Source organism: Curtobacterium sp. P97, from assembly GCF_023712445.1.
Classification (GTDB): domain Bacteria; phylum Actinomycetota; class Actinomycetes; order Actinomycetales; family Microbacteriaceae; genus Curtobacterium.
This window is the reverse complement of record NZ_JAMAYF010000022.1, coordinates 1-18,626: the sequence shown is the minus strand read 5'-3', so window position 1 is coordinate 18,626 and position 18,626 is coordinate 1. Positions and strand designations below refer to the sequence as shown.

Here is an 18,626-nt window from a genome sequence, read left to right as displayed (position 1 = left end):
GTGCCTGATGTGCTGTGGAACCGTTCAGGCGGGGCTGTCCTGGCCGGGGTCGACGGTCCGCGCACGCATCGTCGCGACGAGTCCGCGCCGCCGCTGGGACGCCTGCTGCTCGAGCCGATCGGCCAGCCGGTCGGCGGCACGCTCGACGAGCGGCTGCCCGGCGCCGTAGTGGCCGACGGTCGCGAAGAGGCCCGCCACGAGGTCCTCCGGTGCCGGCCAGTGCTGCAGGACGCGCGGCGCTCCCTCCGGGCCGAGCAGCGCCGTGACGGCCGCCCGGTCCCGCCAGAGCGGCACCAGGACCGGCGTCGCCATGTCCAGGGCGCTGACCGCGGTGTACGGGTCGTTCGAGCCGGAAGCGAGCCCGCGGACGGCGATCTCGACCAGCTGCTGCAGGGCGAACTCGACGTCCTGCACGGGCGTCCTGGCGGTGCCGAGGACCACCGCGGCGCGCAGCGTCCGAGCGGTGGCGGCGTCGACCGTCGGCCTGCTGCCCCCGTCCGCGCGGACCCGGACGACGACGTCGCCCTGGATCACGTACCGGCCCGGGGTCGCGACGACGTCGACGAGACGGTCGTTGCGGCCCGCCCAGGCCGTCAGGGCGCGCCACTCCACCGACTGCACGTAGCCGTCGGCCGCAGCCCGGACCGCGGACCACCCGTCCTCGGGCACGACGACGGGGGCGATCGTCCGTCGATCGTCGTCGCCGTCCCGGTAGGCCTCGTCGACCGCTGCACGCAGGTCGGTCTGCACCTGCCGCTGCAGCGACGTGATCTGCGTGCTCGACGCGATGTGGTGGATGAAGAAGACGAGCACGCCCACGTCGAGCACGGCGAGCAGGACCGCGACGTGGATCGCGACGACGGGGACGAACGGGTCGCCGTCGTCGACGTCGGTGTGCACCGTCCGCAGCACGACCATCGCGTAGAGGAACGTCGACGTGAACGCCGCGAGCACGAGCTGGTTCGCCCGGTCGGCCGTGAAGTTCCGCACGAGCCGCGGGCCGTACGTCGAGGACGTCGTGGCGAGGACCGAGATCGTGATCGAGAACGACGTCCCGGCGACCGTGAGCATCGCCGTGCCGATCGTCGTCAGGATCGACCGACCGCCCCCGGCGCTCAGCGCGTCGAGGAACGGCACCGCGGGGACCCGCCCGTCGAGGACCTCGCGGTCGAGGGTGACGAGCAGCTGCGCGGCGACGATCGCCACCACACCGAGCACGGCCGGCAGGAACCAGAAGGACTCCCGGATGCGGACGAGGAGAGCGTGCATGGACTGGTCCGTTCGTCCCGGTGGTCAGAAGTCTCGCGACGTTTCGGTGACGGGGCCCCCGATCCGTCGGAGGTGGACGCGCCGCACGAGCCGGATCACCAGCTCGTGGTCCCCGATCTCCAGCGTGAGCGACCGGGGGGCGTCCGCCACGCGGTCAGCCCCGGAGGAAGTCGGCGATCGCCGTGTCGCCGCCGTTGAAGCGGATGGTCCGACCGGCCGTCGACGGGTCCTCGAGCACGTCCGCGACCACGTGGGCCACGTCACCGCGCGGGACCTGCGACGCCGAGCCGTCCCAGTCGACCGAGCCGGTCGGCTCGTCGTCGGTCAGGGTGCTCGGCGCGACGACCGTCCACTGCAGCCCGGAGTCCCGGAGCACGGCGTCGGCGATCATCTTGGACTGCGCGTACGCGAAGAAGTCCTGGTCCTGGGGGATCCCGTGGTCGAGCTTCGACCCGGACCACGAGACCATCACGTAGCGGTCGACCCCGGCCTGCGCGGCGCCCTGCACGGACAGGACGGCGGCGTCGCGGTCGATCGCCCAGGTGCGGTCCGCGGAACCGCCGCCGGCACCGGCCGACCAGACGACGGCGTCGTGCCCGCGGACCAGGTCGGCGAAGTCGGTGAGCGACTGCTCCTGCACGTCGGCGACCCGGGGCTCGCCGCCGTGGGCGCGCACCTCGTCCTGCTGGTCGGGGTCGCGGATCACGGAGGTCACGCGGTGCCCGCGCTCGGTGAGGATCCGGGTGGCGAGGAGTGCGACCTTGCCGTGGCCGCCGAACAGGATGACGTTGCTCATGGCCCGGACGGTACGCGGTGCGGCTCGGAAGGGCGGGAGCGGGTCCGTCCCCCAGCGCCCGGCGAGTACCGTCCGGTGCGACACGACGGGAGAACCGATGAGCAAGCACGACGAGCAGCACACCCTGGTCCGCACCCTGGCACTCGGGTTCCTCAGCGGTGGACGGAGCAGCACCCCGCTGGCCGTCCTCGCGCTGAACCACGACAACAAGGCCGTCCGGGGCGACTGGCAGCAGTGGAAGGCCTTCAGCTCGCCGCTCGGCCGCGGCCTGCTCGTCGCGTCCGCCATCGGCGAGCTCGTCGGCGACAAGTCCCCGAAGGCCCCCGCCCGCATCTCGCCGCTCGGCCTGGTCGGCCGCATCGGTGCCGGTGCGTTCGCGGGTGCGGCGCTCGGGACGACCGGTCGGCGCGACCTCCGACTCGAGGGCGCGATCCTCGGTGGCGTCGGCGCGATCGTCGGCAGCTTCGCCGGGTGGGCCGCCCGCAAGCTCCTCAGCAGCTCCGGCCTGCCCGACCCGGTCGGCGCGCTCGCCGAGGACGCGGCGGTCATCGCCGGCTCCGTCAAGGTGGTCAGCGGGTCCTGACCGGACCGACGCCGGACGGGAGGCACCTGGCGGACCCGCCACGTGCCTCCCGTCCGTCCGGCGTCCGGTCCGTCGCCGTCCCGCCCGCCGGGGAGCACCGGCAGGGCCTGCCGCACACGGGGACGCGCGCCTAGCGTGGCCCGCATGGACATCGTCGTCATCGGAGCCACCGGCCACATCGGCACCTTCCTGGTCCCCCGCCTCGTGCGCGCCGGGCACCACGTCAGGGTCGTGACGCGCGGCACCAGCAGCCCGTACGCGGAGGCTCCCGAGTGGGAGCAGGTCGAGCGGATCACCGCCGACCGCGAGCAGGAGGACCGGGACGGCACGTTCGGCGACCGGATCGCCGCTTTCGGCGCCGACGCCGTGGTCGACCTCGTCTGCTTCACGCTCGGGTCGGCCGAGCAGCTCGTCCGGGCGCTCCGCGGCAGCCGGACCCACCTGGTCCACTGCGGGTCGATCTGGCGCGCCGGCGTCTCGCACGTCCTGCCGATCACCGAGGAGACCGCCACGCCGCCCTTCGGCGAGTACGGCACGCAGAAGGACGCCATCGCCCGGATGCTCCTGCAGGAGACCGCCGACGGCGGGGTCGTCACGACGTCGATCCACCCCGGGCACATCAGCGGTCCGGGCTGGATGCCGATCGGTCCGCTCGGCAACCTCGACCCCACGGTGGTCGAACGGCTCGCCGCGGGCGAGGTCGTCGAGGTCCCGGGCCTCGGCGCGGAGTCGATGGCCCACGTGCACGCCGACGACGTCGCGCAGCTGTTCCAGCTCGCGGTCGAGCAGCGGGACGCCGCCGCCGGGCAGGACTTCTTCGCGACCGCCCCGACGGCGCTCACGGTGCGCGGGTACGCCCACCTGGTCGCGTCGTGGGCCGGCCGGGAGGCACGGCTCGAGTCCGTCGACTGGGACCGGTTCCGGCAGACCACGGCTCCGGAGCACGCCGACGCGAGCTGGGAGCACCTGTCCCGCAGCCAGGTGTTCAGCACCGAGAAGCCGCGGCGGGTCCTCGGGTACGCACCGGCGTACACGGCGTCGGCGACGGTGCGCGATGCGCTGCGGTGGCAGGCGGAGCACGGCGACCTCGACGTGCCGGAGTCGTTCCGGCCCTGATCCCGACCGTCAGCTCGACGCGGTGCGCCCCGGGAGCGCGAGTGCCCCGCGTCGGTGCACCGCCCAGACCGTCGTCGCGAAGCCGACCAGCACGGCAGCGCCGACCGTCACGGCGGTCCACCCGCCGGCGTTCCAGAGCACGCCGGCGATCGCCGACCCGACCGCGCCGCCGGCGAAGTTCCCGGTGACGAACGCCGTGTTCAACCGGCTGCGAGCCGCGGGGTCGATCGCGAACAGCCGTGTCTGGTTCAGCACGTTCGTGGCCTGCACCCCGACGTCGAGCAGCAGCACCGCGACGAGCACGACCACGATCGACCGCGCCCCCAGCCCCGCGACCACCAGCGAGACGAGCACCAGCACGAGCGCGGCACCGGTGACCGGGACCGACCAGCCGCGGTCGTGCAGCCGCCCGACGCGCTGCGCCGCCACCGCCCCGGCGAGCCCGACCAGACCGACGGCGCCGATCGCGGTGGTCGAGTACCCGAAGGGTGCGCTGCTGAGCAGGAACGTCAGCGCCGTCCAGAACATCGTGAACACGGCGAACACCGACGCGCTGACGACCAGCGTCACGCGGACCGCCAGGTGTGCCCGGACGACTCCGACCACCGACGCGATGAGCTGCGGGTACCGCACCCGCTCGCGCCGTGGCAGGCGCGGGACCGCCCGCGCGAGCAGGAACGCCAGCACGACCGCGACCACCGCGGCCAGGACGTACACGCTCCGCCACCCGGCGACCTCTGCGATCACGCCGCTGACGGTCCGGGACAGCAGGATGCCGGTGAGCACGCCGGACGCGATCGTCCCGACCACCCGACCACGTGACGCCGGGTCGGCCAGGTCGCCCGCGAGCGGGATGAGGAGCTGTCCGGCGACCGTCGTGGCGCCGACCAGCGCGAGTGCGACGAGCAGGGCGCTGAACCCCGGGGCGAGTGCGGCCGCGAGCAGGGCCACGGCGGAGGCTGCGAGCACGCCCGGCACCAGCCGACGACGGTCGACCACGTCGCCGAGCGGCACGAGCAGCAGGATCCCGAGGGCGTAGCCGACCTGCGTCAGCGTGACGAGGAACCCCGCGGACGCGGGCGAGGTGCCGAGGTCGGCGGCGATGTCGTCGAGCAGCGGTTGCGCCCAGTACAGGTTGCCCACCGCCGCACCGCCCGCGACGGCGAAGAGCAGCGTGCGGCCGCGGGTCATGGTCGCCGGAGCCTGCTCTCTGCTCACCGGGACGTGCCCTGGTCGGTGTCCGCATCACGGCGGAGGAGCAGGCCGACGGCCCACGGGCCGGGCTGCAGGCGGACGGCCGCCTCGGCGAGGACCCGTCGCTCGTGTTCCCGGTCGCGGGTGAGCTCGTGGACCTCCTGCTCGGCCTGCCACCGGAAGCGCAGGCGTGCCCACGGCCCCGGTCGCCCGGACAGTGGTGTGGCGACGGCGGAGGTGTCGGTCACGCGAGCTCCTGTCCCGTCGCGTCGGCCGTCGTCGGACCTGTGGCACGCTCGGCGATCCGCTCCGTTGCGGCCCACGACGCGAGTACCCGCAGCGCGTCGGCGGTCGCGCTGCCCGGGGTCGTTGGGTAGATCGTCAGCGACAGGCCGGGGTCCTCGGTGAGTTCCAACGACTGGAAGTGCAGCTCGATCGGTCCGACCACGCCGTGGTCGAAGGACTTCACGCCGGCGTAGTGCCGCCGCACGTCGTGGGACGCCCAGAGTTCCCGGAAGTCCTCGCTGCGCATCGCCAGCTCACCGATGAGCGCCGCGAGCTCCCGGTCTCCGGGGGCCCGACCGGCCTCGCGCCGGAGGATCGCGACGTTCGTGTGCGCCGCGCGGTCCCAGTCACGGTAGAAGTCGCGCGCCCTGGAGTCGAGGAAGATGTACCGCGCGAAGTTCATCGGTCGGTCGCCCGTGACGATCTCGGCGTGCAACGCCCACCCCAGCGTGTTCGCGGCGACGATGTCCTGCCGGTTGTTCACGATCATGGCGGGCGCCTCGGTCACGACGTCGAGCAGGTACTGCAGCTCCGGGCGCACGGCGGCGACCGGGACGGACCGGGCCGCCCGGCGGGGGCTGGTGTTCTGGTGCCGGGCGAGGTCGCGCAGGTGCTCGTGCTCGGCGGCGTCGAGCTGCAGCGCCGTGGCGACGGCGTCCAGCACGCTGTCGGAGACGCCCTGCAGGTTCCCGCGCTCCAGCCGCGTGTAGTAGTCGATGCTCACGCCGGCCAGGCGGGAGACCTCCTCGCGCCGCAGTCCGGGGACGCGCCGACGGGTGCCGGAAGTCAGGAGGCCGACCTGCTCCGGGCTGATGCGTGCGCGACGGCTGGACAGGAAGTCGCGGGCTTCGTCACGGTGATCCATGCGCCCCACGGTACGGCCGTGCGGGATCCGCAACGAGGTGCTGCCGGAACCCCCGTCAGCGCACGGTGTCTCCCGTCAGCGCACGTTGGTGAGCGGCACGGACAGGATCCGGTCGTCGCCGTCGCGTGGGTCGCCGCGGCCGTCGGTGTTGTTCGTCACGAACCAGAGGGTGTCGTCGGGGCCGGGCAGCACCGTGCGGATGCGCCCGTGCTCGCCCTGGAAGTACACCGTCGAGCTCGACGGGTCGGAGACCGGGACGGCGCGGACGGACTCCCCCTTGAGGTTCGCGACGAACACGGTCTCGCCGATCACGGTCAGCCCGCTCGGCGAGGCCTCGTCCGTCGACCACTGCTGCACCGGGTCGACGAACCCGCGGTCCTCGCCGCCGGTGCCCTCGACCTCGGGCCACCCGTGGTTCCCCCCTGGCTCGATGACGTTGAGCTCGTCCCAGCGGTCCTCCCCGAACTCCGCGGCGAACATCGTGCCGTCCTCGGCCCAACCCATGCCCTGCACGTTCCGGTGCCCGAGCGACCACACGGGCGAACCGTCGAACGGGTTGTCGTCGGGTACCTGGCCGTCCGGGGTCAGCCGCAGGATCTTGCCCGCCAGGGAGCCGCGGTCCTGCGCCTCGGACCGCTGCCCCGCGTCGCCGACGCTCGCGTAGAGCATGTCGTCGGGGCCGAACGCGATGCGCCCGCCGTCGTGGAAGGTGTTCGCGGGCAGCCCGTCGATCACCGTCGTCGCCGCACCGAGCCGGTACGAGCCGGTGTCCCCGGTCAGGTCGTACCGCTGGATCCGGTTGCCGTCGTCGGCGGTCGAGTAGACGAACAGGTCCCCGTCGTGCAGGGCGAGGCCGAGGAGTCCGCCCTCGCCGCCGTGCCGGACCCCGTCGACGGTCCCGACCTCCCGCGTCGACCCGTCCGCCCGGAGTTCGAGCACGCGCGCCGAGTCCCGCTCGCTGACGAACGCGTCGCCGTCGTCGCCGACGGGGACCACCGACCACGGCGCCTCGAGGCCCGAGACGACGTCCGTGGTCCGGCCGTCCGGCGCCAGCTGGCCGGCAGCGAGGTCGGCGGGCGGGCTCGCGGTGCTGCCCTGCCCGGCGGGGTCGCCCGGACCGGTCGGCGCGCGGTCGTCCGAACAGGCGGTCAGGCCGAGGGCTGCCACGGCGGCCAACCCGAGGGCGGACCAGGTGCGGCGGCTGCGGCGTGTGCGGGTGGTGTCCACGGTGATCCTCCCGGGTCGTGCCCCGAGTCCACACGGCCCCGTCGGGAAACGGCTGGGGGTTCCCGGCGGAACCCCTCACCGCTGCGCGCCGCGGCCTACCGTCGGCGCCACACCCACGGAAGGACCACCGCATGACCACCATCGCCATCGTCGGCGCCGGCGCCGGCCTCGGGCTCGCCGTCGCGGACCGCTTCGGCCGCGAGGGCTTCGACGTCGCCCTGATCTCCCGCAACCAGGACCGGCTCGACGCGCTCGCCGCCGAGCTCCGGTCGTCGGGGTACCGCGCGCAGGGCTTCGCCGCGAACGTCCGCGACGGGGACTCGCTCCGCGCCGCGCTCGAGGCCGCCACCGAACAGCTCGGCCCGATCGAGGTGCTGCAGTACAGCCCGCTGCCCGCGAAGGAGTACATGCGCCCGGTGCTCGAGACCACCGCCGAGGACCTGGTCGGCCCGGTGGAGTTCTCGGTCTACGGCTCGGTGAACGCCGTGCGCCAGGTGCTCCCGGGCATGCGGGCGATCGGGACGGGCACGATCCTCTTCGTCAACGGCGGCAGCGCGGTCCGACCCGGCGCCCGGGTGACGGGCACGTCGGTCGCGTTCGCGGGCGAGAGCGCCTACGCGCAGCTCCTCCACGACGCGGTGGCCGACGAGCACGTGCACGTCGGTCAGCTGATCATCCCGTTCGGCATCGACGACGGACAGGACGACCACTCGTCGGCTGCGGTCGCCGAGCGGCTCTGGAGCATCCACACCGAGCGCGGGGACTTCCGGACCTACGCCGAGCCGCTGCCGGAGTGAGCGACGACGGACGGGCGCGGCCCGCTGAGCGGTGACGCGCCAGCGTCACGCGGGCCGCGCCGACCGAGCCTGCGAGGAGGCCCGTGGCGGGATCGCCACGGGCCTCCCGTCCGCCGCACGGTGCGTCGCTGCGCCCGAGCCGGCAGCGTCAGCGCGCGGTGCGCTCGATCGCGTCGGCCATCGCCGCGGCGACCGAACGGTTCGCCTCGGCCGTCGGGTGGATGCCGTCCGGCGTCGTCCCCGCCACGTAGGCCCCGTCGGCCGCCCGGAGCGAGCGGAACGGGTCGACGAACGCCCACCCGTGGGCGTCGGCATCAGCGTGCAGCGCATCGGTCAGGACGATCTGACCCGAGCGACGGTCGGCACCCCACCGGCTCCACGTCCAGTCGGACGGCGGACCGGCGACGACGAGGACCCGCGCCGCACCGACCTTGCGGACGATCGCGTCCACACCGGCGATCGTCCGGTCGAGCGGGACGGCCTGGTTGACGTCGTTCGTGCCGACCTCGACCACGAGCACGCGCGCCTGCGGGACCGGACCGATCTCCGCGAGGACCTGGTCGGCACGGTACCCGCTGTGCGCGTAGCCGCCGACGGCGCGCAGCCGGTCGTCGGACTCCAGCTGGTGCAGCCACGAGTCGGGTCGGGCGGTGATCGAGTCGCCGGCGTACGCGAACGGCACGGCGTCCGGCAGCGCCGGGGTGCTGAGCGCTCCGGAGACCACCTGGTCCGGCGTGCTCGGACGAGCGAGGTCCGTGGTGCCGCGTTCGACGCGGGTGTCGGCTGCTGCGGCGACGGGGCGGTCCTCGGCGCTCGCCGTGTGGGGTGCGGCGACGACGAAGACGCCGGCCCCGACGAGGCAGGCTGCGGAGACGATGCTCGCGACGACGGCGAGACGGGTGGTGCGGGTCACGGGTACAGGTATCCTCCGGATCGCCCGCCGGGACCAGGCCCCAGACCTGGGGAACGCGCAGCGTCGCTGAGGGTCCTCGCGGCCGTTCTCAGGTTCGGGCTCACGGGGCACGGCGCACCACCGGGCGGGAGCTGCGTCCGGCGGTCGCCCAGGTGCCCGCCGTCACGACGAGCGGGAGGCCGAGGGCGAGCAGCGCCAGCACCGGCCAGTCCGCCACGAACGGCAGGTGCGTGGTCCCCGTCGGGCCGCCGTCGAACCGCAGGGTGAGCGCCCGGATCGGCAGCAACCCGAGCAGCGTGCCGACGACCGCGCCGACCGTGGTGAGGATCGCCGCCTGCCACGCCGACACGCGGCGCCGCAGGACCGGTCCCGCCCCGATCGCGTCGAGCACCTCGTCGTCCCGGCGTCCGTCGGAGCGGGCGAGCCCGACCGCGACGGCGGTGGCACCGATCGTGACGGCGGCGGCCAGTGCGAGGACGAGGGCCTGCACGGCGGCCTGGTCGTCGACCGGACCGCGCTCGTAGGCGAAGCCCGGACCACCCCACCGTTCCCGGTCAGCGCCGCCACCGCTCTGCCACGCGGACGACAGCGCGTCGTACTGCGCCGGGGTCAGGTCCTGCGGCAGGTGCATCGCGAGCAGGCCGTCGACCAGCGGGACCCCGTGGGCCGCTGCCGTGTCCCGGGTCATGAAGACCCCGACCTTGATCCGTGGCGTCTGCACGTCGACGACGGCCGGGATCGTCGTCGAGGCATCGGGGCGGGTGTCCTCGAGCTGCGCGGTGTCGTCGATCGTGCGGTTCCGGAAGGTGTCGATGCGGACCGCTCCGTCGCGGACGTACTCGGGCCAGAGCGACACGGCCTCGCCGTCCTCGAGCGCCCGTCGGACCTCGGCGGACGGACGGTGCCCGGTGAGCAGGGCGTAGTCGTCGACCGTCCCCGCCGCGATGTGCGGCTCGCCGCTCCCGACGCTCTGCAGGAAGCCCGCGCAACCGGTCGTGTCGTACGTCTGGCAGTCCCGCTGCACGAAGTCGTGCGGCGTGGTGATCGTGGTCGGCTCCTTGCCGGCGTCCTCGCGGTTCACGGCGAGCACGTGCAGCCGGACGCCGTCCAACGCTCCGGAGAGCACGTGCGCGGCCCGGTCGGTGACCGCGGCGTCGTACCCGTCGCTGTACCCGTCGCGGTCGGTCAGCGAGACGTTCGCGGTCGCGACCCCGACGGCGGTCGTGTACTCGTACCCCCGGACGAAGCGGGCGTGCTCCGAGGCGCTCCACGTGATCACGACCGAGGCGACGAACACGACGCTCATCACGCTCGCGAGCACCGGGACCGTGCGGACCGGGTTGCGTCGAGCGTCCCGCGCGGCGATCCGGGCGGACAGACCGAGGCGCGCCGAGAGCCGTGCGACGCCGGCCAGGACCCACGGCGACGCGAGGGCCACACCGAGCTGCACCAGGCACGGCCCGAGCGCGACCCCGACGCCGGCGAGCACGGCCCACCGGTCCTGCTGCACGGGTCGGTCGTTGAGCAGGAGCACGCCGACGCCGCACGCCAGTGTCATCGCCGTCCCGCTGACGACCAGCACGGGGACCCAGGTCCGCCGCCGCCGTTCCGCCCGGGGACGGGGTGCAGCGGGGCGCAGGGACCCGCGGAGGGCCGCGAGGACGTCGATCCTGGTCGCTGCACGTGCCGCGACCAGGGCCGCCACGAGCCCGGCGACGACGGCGACCGCCGCGATCGTGACGAGGGCGAGTGCCGGCACGTGCAGCCCCGGCCAGGTCCCGACGTTGCCGTCGTCGAGCAGGTGGAACGCCAGCACACCGATCCCGGTGCCCAGGGCCGTCCCGAGCACGGCGCCGACGAGACCGAGCACCAGCCCGGAGCCGGCGACGACCGCCCGCACGAAGCCGCGCTCACCGCCGAGGCTCGTGACGATCGCGTACGTGCGGGTGTCCGCCCGGGTGCCGACCAGGAACGCGGCACCGGCGAGCAGTGCGACCTCGAAGGCGGCGAACACCCCGACCAGCGCCAGGGCACCGAGGTACGCGTTCACGGTCATCTCGGTCGGGACGCCCTCGAGTCGGTCCGCCGGCGGGTCGAGCACGACCGGACGGGACTCGACGACGATCCCGTGCGCGTTGAGCGCGCGGATCTCCGACCACGTCGGGGCGACCTCGGGCAGGAACACGGTCGTGTCCGACCCACCCCGCTGCACGGAGTACGGGAGCTCGGCCGGCAGGGACCCGGGCGGCAGGAACACCCCCTGGGCACCCGGGCCTGAGGCGGCGTCGCGCATGGTGCCCGTGACGGTGAACCGCTCGCGGACCGGATCGGTCACCGTCAGTGTGTCGCCGACGGACAGGTGGAGGCGCTCGAGCGTCGCGGGGGTCACCATCGCCTGGTCGGGGGAGGTCGGTGCACGGCCGGACAGCACGTGCCAGTGTCCGTCGAGGTCGGGCGACCACGTCGCTCCCTCGTCCGCGGAGACGGCGACGGGCACCCCCGGGCCGGCGACGACGACCTGCGTGGTCCGGACCGGGATCGCCTCGGCTCCCGCCGGCACGTGGTCGAGCAGGTCGGCCCAGGGGGAGTCCTCGTCCGCCCTCGTCACCGGGCTGTCCCGCGCCGAGTCGGTCAGCTGCCACTGCAGGGGGTCCTGCCGCATCCCGGGCAGGTCCGGGCCGGACAGGCGCATCTGGGCGGCTGCGTGGCCGAGGTCGTACCGGAGTTGCTCCTGCACGGTGGGCAGTGTGGACTGGATGACCACGGCCGCCGCCGCGAACCCCGCGGTGGGGATGCCGATGAGCGACACGATCAGCACCGCGCGGCCGGTCTTCGCGAAGGCCAGGCGGCGACCGAGTCGGAGCGCCGGCCAGAGCCTCACGAGGCTGCTCGGCCGACGAGCGACTCGACGCCGGCGTAGACCGTCTCGTCGACGACCCGACCGTCGCGCAGGAAGACGACCCGGTCCGCCCAGGCGGCGTGCCGTGCGTCGTGCGTCACGAGCAGGGCACCCGCACCGTTGTCGACGTGCCGGCGGAGCATCCGGAGCACCACCTCGCCGGTCTGCGAGTCGAGCGCACCGGTCGGCTCGTCCGCCAGCACCAGTCGCCGGTCACCGACGACGCCACGGGCGATGGCGACGCGTTGCTGCTGCCCGCCGGACAGGTCGTCGGGGAAGGCGTCGGCGCGGTCACCGAGCTCGACGTTCTCGAGCGCGAGTTCGGCCGCGCGGCGGGCCTTGCTCGCCTTCCACCCGTCGAGCTCGAGCGGGAGGGCGACGTTCTCGACCGCCGTGAGGGACGGGATGAGGTTGAAGTCCTGGAACACGAACCCCACGAGGCGTCGACGCAGCGCCGCGAGCTCCCGCGCCGGGCGGTCGGAGACCCACTCGCCGCCGATGCGCACCTCGCCGCTGGTGGGCGGCAGCAGCGTTCCGGCACACGCGAGGAGGGTCGACTTGCCGGACCCGGAGGTCCCCATCACGGCGACCATCTCTCCTCGTCGGATCGTCAGGTCGACACCCGCCAGTGCGGTTACGGATCGCTCACCGGAGCCGTACTGGACGCTGACGGCATCGAGGGTGAGGAGCGCATCGGAGTCGGCGGCGCTCATCGGACGCCCTCGTGTGCCGTGTCGGCGATGGGCTCGACCGGTGCCTTCGGTACATGTGCCGCCGGCGGCATGTACCGCGCGACGGAGGTCTCCACGTGGTCGAGCCACCGGACCTCGGCCTCGGCCTGGAAGACCATCGACTCGAGGACGAGGGACCACGCCAGGTCCTCCGACGGGTCGGCGGAGCGCTTCAGCCGCGTCAGGTCCTGCAGTGCACGCATCGCCGAGGCGCGCTGCACCTGCACCAGTCGAGGGACGTCGATGCCGGGGACCGTGACGGCGAGCGCGAACTTGATCGCGAGCTCGTCGCGACCGCGCTTCGCGGGCACCGGCTCGCTGAACCAGCGTGCGACCTCCTCGCGGCCCGCGTCGGTCGCCGTGTAGACGACGTGTCCGTCGTCGTCGGCGTCGCCGCGGGCCACGAGTCCGTCCCGTTCGAGACGGTCGAGCGTCGTGTAGACCTGGCCGATGTTGAGCGGCCAGCTCCCCCCGGTGCGGTGCTCGAACTCGCCCCGGAGCTGGTACCCGTACCCGGGTCCTCCCACCAGCAGCGCGAGTACGCCCATCTTGACGCTCATCGTGACTCCCCCGTGTCGGTCCGTCTCGGACATACCGAGTATGCACATACCGGGTAGCCCCCGACAAGCCCGGGCGGGTCACGAAGTGGTCACGAGACGTGACGGGAGGCCCGTGGCGGTGTCGCCACGGGCCTCCCGTCCGGTGCCTGGTGGGGTCACTCCCCCAGCTTCGACAGCTCCGCGAACTCCTCGTCCGTGAGCTCGATCGTCGCGCCCTGCATGTTGTCCTCGAGGTGGTCGACGCTCGAGGTGCCCGGGATCGGCAGCATCACGGGCGAGCGCTTCAGCAGCCACGCGAGCGCGAGCTGTGCCGGCGTGGCGCCCTTGCGCTGCGCGATCTCGGTGAGCGGCGAGTCCTCGCCGGTCAGTCCACCGGTCGCGAGCGGGAACCACGGGATGAAGCCGATGCCCTGCTCCTCGGACCAGTCGAGGAGCTCCTCGGCGTCGCGCTTCTGCAGGTTGTAGAGGTTCTGGACGGTGACGATCTCGGCGTGCTCCTGCGCGGCCTTCACGTCGTCGACGGAGACCTCGGACAGGCCGATGTGGCGGATCTTGCCCTCGTCCTGCAGCTTCTTCAGCTCGCCGATCTGGTCCTCGAGCGGGACCTTCGGGTCGATGCGGTGCAGCTGGAACAGGTCGATGCGCTCGAGGCCGAGGCGGCGGAGGCTCATCTCGGCCTCCTGGCGGAGGTACTCCGGGCGGCCGACCGGCGGCCACTCGTTCGGGCCGGTGCGGGTCAGGCCGGCCTTGGTCGCGATGACGATGTCGTCGCCGTAGGGGTGCAGGGCTTCACGGAGCAGCTCCTCGGCGACGTACGGGCCGTAGGAGTCGGCCGTGTCGAAGAAGTCGACGCCGAGGTCGACCGCGCGCTTGAGGACACGGACGGCCTCGTCGTGGTCCTTCGGCGGCCCCCAGACGCCCGGGCCGGTGAGCTGCATGGTGCCGTAGCCCAGGCGGTGGACCTCGAGGTCACCGCCGATGCGGAACGTGCCCGAGGCGGCGGCAGGACGGTTCGTGGTGTCGGTACCAGTGGTCATGACCCCGGTCTACGCCCGTGGAGTGACCCGTTGCTGGATCGGTGTCCCCCTGGCGCGTGCGACGGGCAGCGCGGGGGCCCTGGTCAACGACCCGGGCGTGGGTACGGCGTCTCGCCGGTCGCGAGCCCGGCGACGAGCTTCGCGATCCGGTTCGCCCGTGCGGAGACGCTCGGTGCCGTGACGACCCGGTGCAGCACGGCGTACCGGTTCGTCGCGTCGAGCTCGGCGAACAGCGCGGCCGCAGCGGGTGCGGCGTCGAGCGCGGCCCGCAGGTCGTCGGGCACGGTGGCGGTCGCCGCTCCGGCGTAGGCGCGGTCCCACCGTCCGTCGCCCTTCGCGCGGTCGACCTCGGCGCGACCGCGTGGGCGCATGCGGCCGGCGTCCTCGAGTGCCGCGACGAGCCCGATGTTGCGCTGGGACCAGAGCGACGCCCGGCGGCGCGGGGTGAAGCGCTGCCGGAAGGTCGCCGTGTCCCGGCCGCGCTTCTGCCCGTCGATCCACCCCGAGCACAGGGCCTCGTCGAGCGCCTGGTCGTACGTCAGCGACGTCGGCTCCGTCGTGCCCTTCTTGGCGAGCACCAGCCAGACGCCGTCGGGATCGTCCTCGTGCTCGTCGAGCCAGGCACGCCAGGCGGCTGCGTCGGGGAGCACCAGGTCGTCGTCGTCCACGCCGTCATCGTAGGACGGGCACCGCGGCCGCGGGCGGACCGGTCAGCGAACGCCGCCGCCGCTGCTGATCCGCACGGCGTCGGCCCACTCGTGCACCCAGCCGGGCAGCGTGAGGTCCCGCGCCGCGCCGCCCGCCGCGGCCACCACGTCGTCGGGTGTCACCTGGCCGCCCTCGCGCCGCAGGAACCGTGCCTGGACGACCGCCCGAGCGACGACCGCGCCCTGCCGGACGAAGGTCTGCTCCATGTACACGGCGCGCTCGTCGACGCCGAGCACCCGGGTGTGCAGGGTGAAACGTTCCCCGAGCGTCAGGGAGCGCTTGTACGTGATCGTCTGCGCAGCGACGACGGCGTACCAGCCGCGGCGGGCGGACTCCTGCCAGAAGCCGGACCCGTACAGCAGGTCGTAGCGGCCGAGGTCCATCAGCGTCAGGTACCGGCCGTTGTTCATGTGCCGCAGCGTGTCCAGGTCCGTCGGCAGCACGCGGAAGGGCGTGCGGGCCTCGTCCCACAGCGAGGGGCGCCGCCCCGGTCGCAGGGCGGCCAGCCGGAGGCGCAGGCCGAGGAGGAAGAGCCGGAGGTACAGGTTCACGGGTCGATCACACCAGTGCCGGGCTGTGCGTCCGATCCCGTTGGAGGAACCGCACGAGCGCGTCCGGTGTCGAGTGCAACACCGTGCAGCGGAACCTGCAACCGCCTGGTCGGGGCGGTTCAGCCGAGCGGGCCGCCCCCGGCGCCGCTGATCCCCGGGTGTGCCGACTTCGCCACGCCTTCGATGATCGCGTGCTCCCCGGATGCCTCGGACATCGCGCGCTCCCCGACGCGCGGGTCGACGGGCTCCAGGTGCGCCAGGGCCTTCCGACGCCGGGCGTTCTGCACCTCGAGCACGACGAGCAGGGCGGCGACGACCACCACGAGGCCGATGACGATCCAGACCACGGTCATGACGTTCCCCTTCCGTCGCGGACACTGTCCGTGCCCTCAGCGTAGCCGTGCCGGTACCTCCCTGACGAGGTGCCGGCAGGAGTAGACCTGCACCCATGCAGACACGCAAGCTCGCAGACCTCGAGGTCGGCTCCGTCGGCCTCGGCACCATGGGCATGAGCGCCTTCTACACGGGCGCCGGCACTGACGACGACGAGTCGATCCGCACGATCCACCGCGCGATCGACCTCGGCGTCACGCTCTTCGACACCGCCGAGGCCTACGGCCCGTACACGAACGAGGAGCTCCTCCGTCGTGCCCTCGGCGACCGCCGCGACCAGGTCGTCATCGCCACCAAGTTCGGCCTCTACCGGCACGAGGCCGGCGAGCAGACCCCCACGCAGCAGCGCGGCATCTCCAGCGCACCCGAGTCCGTCCGCGAGGCGCTCGAGGGCTCGCTCCGCCGCCTCGGCACCGACCACATCGACCTCTACTACCAGCACCGCGTCGACCCGGCCGTCCCGATCGAGGACGTGGTCGGACAGCTCGCCGGCTTCGTGCAGGAGGGCAAGATCCGCCACATCGGGCTCTCCGAGGCGAGCGCCGCCACGATCCGCAGGGCGCACGCCGTGCACCCGATCACCGCGCTCCAGAGCGAGTACTCGCTGTGGACGCGCGACCCGGAGGGCGACGTGCTCGACACCCTCCGCGAGCTCGGCATCGGCCTGGTGCCGTACTCGCCCCTCGGCCGCGGCTTCCTGACCGGCGCCATCACCAAGCCGTCCGACCTGGACGAGGACGACTTCCGCCGCCAGAACCCCCGCTTCGCGGAGCAGGCGTTCGCCGAGAACATGCGGATCGTCGACGCCGTCACGGCGATCGCCGACGAGGTCGGCGCGAAGCCCGGGCAGGTGGCGCTCGCCTGGCTCCTCGCGCAGGGCGACGACGTCGTGCCGATCCCCGGCACCAAGCGGGTCTCGCGGCTCGAGGAGAACGTGGGCGCCGCCGACGTGACGCTCTCCGCCGACCAGCTCGCGCGCCTGTCGGCGCTGCCCGTGCCGACCGGTGACCGGTACCCCGACATGTCGTCCATCGGTCGCTGACGCGACCAGGAGACGGACGGGAGGCGCGGTGTCGGCCGACGCCGCGCCTCCCGTTCGTCACGGTGTCGGCGGTCGCTCCGGAACGCGCGTTCCGGGGTCGCGGTGCGTGACGCGCGCGACCCGTGCTCGTCACGGGGCGGAAACAGGGGCTCCCTAGCGTCGAGGTGACACGTGACCGGCACCGCGACGGGGGCACCATGACCAGCACGACACCACCACGCACGACCACCGGACCGGACGGGGTGGACACGGTCCCGCCGCTCGGTCGGCTCCTGCCGCTGGGCCTGCAGCACGTCCTGGCGATGTACGCCGGGGCGGTCGCCGTCCCGCTCATCGTCGGTGGGGCGCTCGGGTTCGACCGGGCCGACCTGGCCTTCCTGATCAGCGCCGACCTGTTCGTCGCCGGGCTGGCGACCATCGTGCAGTCCGTCGGCTTCTGGCGCTTCGGGGTCCGCCTGCCGCTCGTGCAGGGCGTGACCTTCGCCGCCGTCGGTCCGATGATCGCGATCGGCAGTGCGCACGGCATCACCGCGGTCTACGGGGCGACGATCGCCTGCGGGGTGTTCATGGTGCTCGTGGCGCCGTGGTTCTCGCAGCTCGTGCGGCTGTTCCCGCCGATCGTCACCGGCACCGTGATCCTGATCATCGGCGTCTCGCTCACGAGCGTCGCCGCCGGGTGGATCACCGACGGTGGGGAGGACGGCGCTGCCGATCCGCTCGACGTGGCCTTCGCGGCCGGCGTGCTGCTGGCCGTCGTGCTCGTCGAGCGCTTCGCGCCGCGCGGGCTCGCGCGGGTCTCGGTGCTGTTCGGGCTCGTCCTCGGCACCGTCGCGGCGCTGTTCGTCCCCGGCATGGTCGCCGGGTCGGGGATCGGCGACGCCGCCTGGTTCGCCGTCGTCACGCCGTTCCACTTCGGGCTGCCGACGTTCGACCTCGCGTCGATCGTGTCGATGCTCGTCGTCGGGCTCGTCATCATGACCGAGACCACGGGCGACATGGTGGCCGTCGGCGAGGTCGTCGACCGTCCGGTGTCGCGCCGCACGCTGGCCGACGGACTGCGGGCCGACGGCCTCGGTACCGTGCTCGGCGGCGTCTTCAACACGTTCCCGTACACGGCGTTCGCGCAGAACGTCGGGCTGGTGGCCCTGACCGGGGTGCGCTCGCGGTACGTGGCGACGGCCGCCGGCGGCATGCTCGTCGTGCTCGGGCTCGTGCCGAAGGTCGCAGCGGTCGTCGAGGCGGTGCCGCACGCGGTGCTCGGCGGTGCCGGGGTCGCCCTGTTCGGCATGGTCGCGGCGAGCGGCATCCGGACGCTCTCCAAGGTGCGGTTCGACAACCGGAACGTGCTCGTCGTGGCGCTGCCGCTCGCGATCGCGCTGCTGCCGACCGTCGCGCCGGAGATCTACGGGGCGTTCCCGACGTGGTTCACGCTCGTGTTCGACTCGGGCATCTCGGCCGGAGCGATCGCCGCGATCCTGCTCAACCTGCTGCTCGGGTCGCGCGGGCTGCGGGAGCGCTACGGCGCCGACCCCGCCGTGGGGTCGTACGACGCGGTGCGCTCGACGGCGCCGGTCGCGACGGTCGGCGGCGGCCGGTCCTGACGCGCCGCGCGCCGCGCGGGCCGCGCCGCCGCCGCGCCGCGCCCGGCGCGCCGCCGCCG

19 protein-coding genes are annotated in these 18,626 nt (G+C 73.6%); 5 read left to right on the top strand and 14 right to left on the bottom strand.

The genetic code is table 11. The features are described from left to right. Positions 1–24 precede the first annotated feature (24 nt). Positions 25–1,269 (bottom strand): DUF2254 domain-containing protein, encoded by a 1,245-nt coding sequence (locus M3677_RS16425; RefSeq protein ID WP_251161076.1) that lies wholly within the window; start codon positions 1,267–1,269, stop codon positions 25–27. Between the two features lie 154 nt (positions 1,270–1,423). Continuing rightward, positions 1,424–2,065 (bottom strand): SDR family oxidoreductase, encoded by a 642-nt coding sequence (locus M3677_RS16420; protein WP_066657413.1) that lies wholly within the window; start codon positions 2,063–2,065, stop codon positions 1,424–1,426. A gap of 97 nt (positions 2,066–2,162) precedes the next feature. Here M3677_RS16420 and M3677_RS16415 point away from each other — a divergent pair, with 97 nt between their 5' ends. Together M3677_RS16415 and M3677_RS16410 are read left to right on the top strand one after the other, a co-directional pair. After that, positions 2,163–2,648, top strand: coding sequence for a DUF4126 family protein (locus M3677_RS16415; protein ID WP_251161075.1), 486 nt, complete (start codon positions 2,163–2,165; stop codon positions 2,646–2,648). A 144-nt stretch (positions 2,649–2,792) separates the two neighbouring features. After that, entirely contained in the window at positions 2,793–3,764 is a 972-nt protein-coding gene (locus tag M3677_RS16410; RefSeq protein ID WP_251161074.1) for an NAD(P)-dependent oxidoreductase, read from the top strand. 9 nt (positions 3,765–3,773) lie between these two features. Here the strand turns inward: M3677_RS16410 and M3677_RS16405 are convergent, their stop codons facing one another. From M3677_RS16405 to M3677_RS16390, 4 genes are all read right to left on the bottom strand, one after another. Next, positions 3,774–4,955, bottom strand: coding sequence for an MFS transporter (locus M3677_RS16405; protein WP_066657406.1), 1,182 nt, complete (start codon positions 4,953–4,955; stop codon positions 3,774–3,776). 23 nt (positions 4,956–4,978) lie between these two features. Continuing rightward, entirely contained in the window at positions 4,979–5,206 is a 228-nt protein-coding gene (locus tag M3677_RS16400) for a hypothetical protein (protein WP_066657403.1), read from the bottom strand. Continuing rightward, positions 5,203–6,108, bottom strand: coding sequence for a helix-turn-helix transcriptional regulator (locus M3677_RS16395; protein WP_066657399.1), 906 nt, complete (start codon positions 6,106–6,108; stop codon positions 5,203–5,205). The genes M3677_RS16400 and M3677_RS16395 overlap by 4 nt, the downstream gene beginning before the upstream one ends. 75 nt (positions 6,109–6,183) lie before the next feature. Then, on the bottom strand, positions 6,184–7,335 hold the full coding sequence (locus M3677_RS16390; RefSeq protein WP_251161073.1) for a PQQ-dependent sugar dehydrogenase: 1,152 nt from the start codon (positions 7,333–7,335) through the stop codon (positions 6,184–6,186). A 131-nt stretch (positions 7,336–7,466) separates the two neighbouring features. On the opposite strand from M3677_RS16390, the gene M3677_RS16385 reads away from it, so the two are divergent. Continuing rightward, the gene (locus M3677_RS16385) at positions 7,467–8,132 is read left to right on the top strand and encodes an SDR family oxidoreductase (protein WP_251161072.1); all 666 of its coding nucleotides are present in this window, start codon (positions 7,467–7,469) and stop codon (positions 8,130–8,132) included. Positions 8,133–8,280: 148 nt separating this feature from the next. On the opposite strand, the gene M3677_RS16380 is transcribed toward M3677_RS16385, so the two are convergent. The 8 genes from M3677_RS16380 to M3677_RS16345 all read right to left on the bottom strand — a co-directional run bounded on the left by M3677_RS16380 (position 8,281) and on the right by M3677_RS16345 (position 15,884). Beyond that, on the bottom strand, positions 8,281–9,045 hold the full coding sequence (locus tag M3677_RS16380) for an SGNH/GDSL hydrolase family protein (RefSeq protein ID WP_066657389.1): 765 nt from the start codon (positions 9,043–9,045) through the stop codon (positions 8,281–8,283). A gap of 100 nt (positions 9,046–9,145) precedes the next feature. Next, positions 9,146–11,926 (bottom strand): FtsX-like permease family protein, encoded by a 2,781-nt coding sequence (locus tag M3677_RS16375; RefSeq protein WP_251161071.1) that lies wholly within the window; start codon positions 11,924–11,926, stop codon positions 9,146–9,148. Then, positions 11,923–12,657, bottom strand: coding sequence for an ABC transporter ATP-binding protein (locus M3677_RS16370; protein WP_209684824.1), 735 nt, complete (start codon positions 12,655–12,657; stop codon positions 11,923–11,925). Before M3677_RS16370 ends, M3677_RS16375 begins: the two co-directional genes overlap by 4 nt. Continuing rightward, positions 12,654–13,235: a PadR family transcriptional regulator gene (locus tag M3677_RS16365; protein WP_251161070.1), complete on the bottom strand. Its 582-nt coding sequence runs from the start codon at positions 13,233–13,235 to the stop codon at positions 12,654–12,656. Before M3677_RS16365 ends, M3677_RS16370 begins: the two co-directional genes overlap by 4 nt. A 155-nt stretch (positions 13,236–13,390) precedes the next feature. Then, the gene (locus tag M3677_RS16360; RefSeq protein WP_251155606.1) at positions 13,391–14,272 is read right to left on the bottom strand and encodes an aldo/keto reductase; all 882 of its coding nucleotides are present in this window, start codon (positions 14,270–14,272) and stop codon (positions 13,391–13,393) included. 83 nt (positions 14,273–14,355) lie between these two features. Further along, the gene (locus M3677_RS16355; protein ID WP_066657359.1) at positions 14,356–14,940 is read right to left on the bottom strand and encodes a YdeI family protein; all 585 of its coding nucleotides are present in this window, start codon (positions 14,938–14,940) and stop codon (positions 14,356–14,358) included. A 42-nt stretch (positions 14,941–14,982) separates the two neighbouring features. Further along, a complete protein-coding gene (locus M3677_RS16350) occupies positions 14,983–15,531 on the bottom strand; it encodes an acyl-CoA thioesterase (RefSeq protein ID WP_251161069.1) in 549 nt (182 codons plus the stop codon). 119 nt (positions 15,532–15,650) lie between these two features. Further along, complete coding sequence (locus M3677_RS16345; RefSeq protein ID WP_066657355.1) at positions 15,651–15,884, bottom strand: hypothetical protein; 234 nt, start codon at positions 15,882–15,884, stop codon at positions 15,651–15,653. A gap of 95 nt (positions 15,885–15,979) precedes the next feature. Between M3677_RS16345 and M3677_RS16340 the strand changes: the two genes are divergently transcribed. Then, complete coding sequence (locus M3677_RS16340; protein ID WP_209684829.1) at positions 15,980–16,966, top strand: aldo/keto reductase; 987 nt, start codon at positions 15,980–15,982, stop codon at positions 16,964–16,966. Positions 16,967–17,163: 197 nt separating this feature from the next. Beyond that, positions 17,164–18,567, top strand: coding sequence for a nucleobase:cation symporter-2 family protein (locus M3677_RS16335; protein ID WP_251161068.1), 1,404 nt, complete (start codon positions 17,164–17,166; stop codon positions 18,565–18,567). Positions 18,568–18,626: the final 59 nt, after the last annotated feature.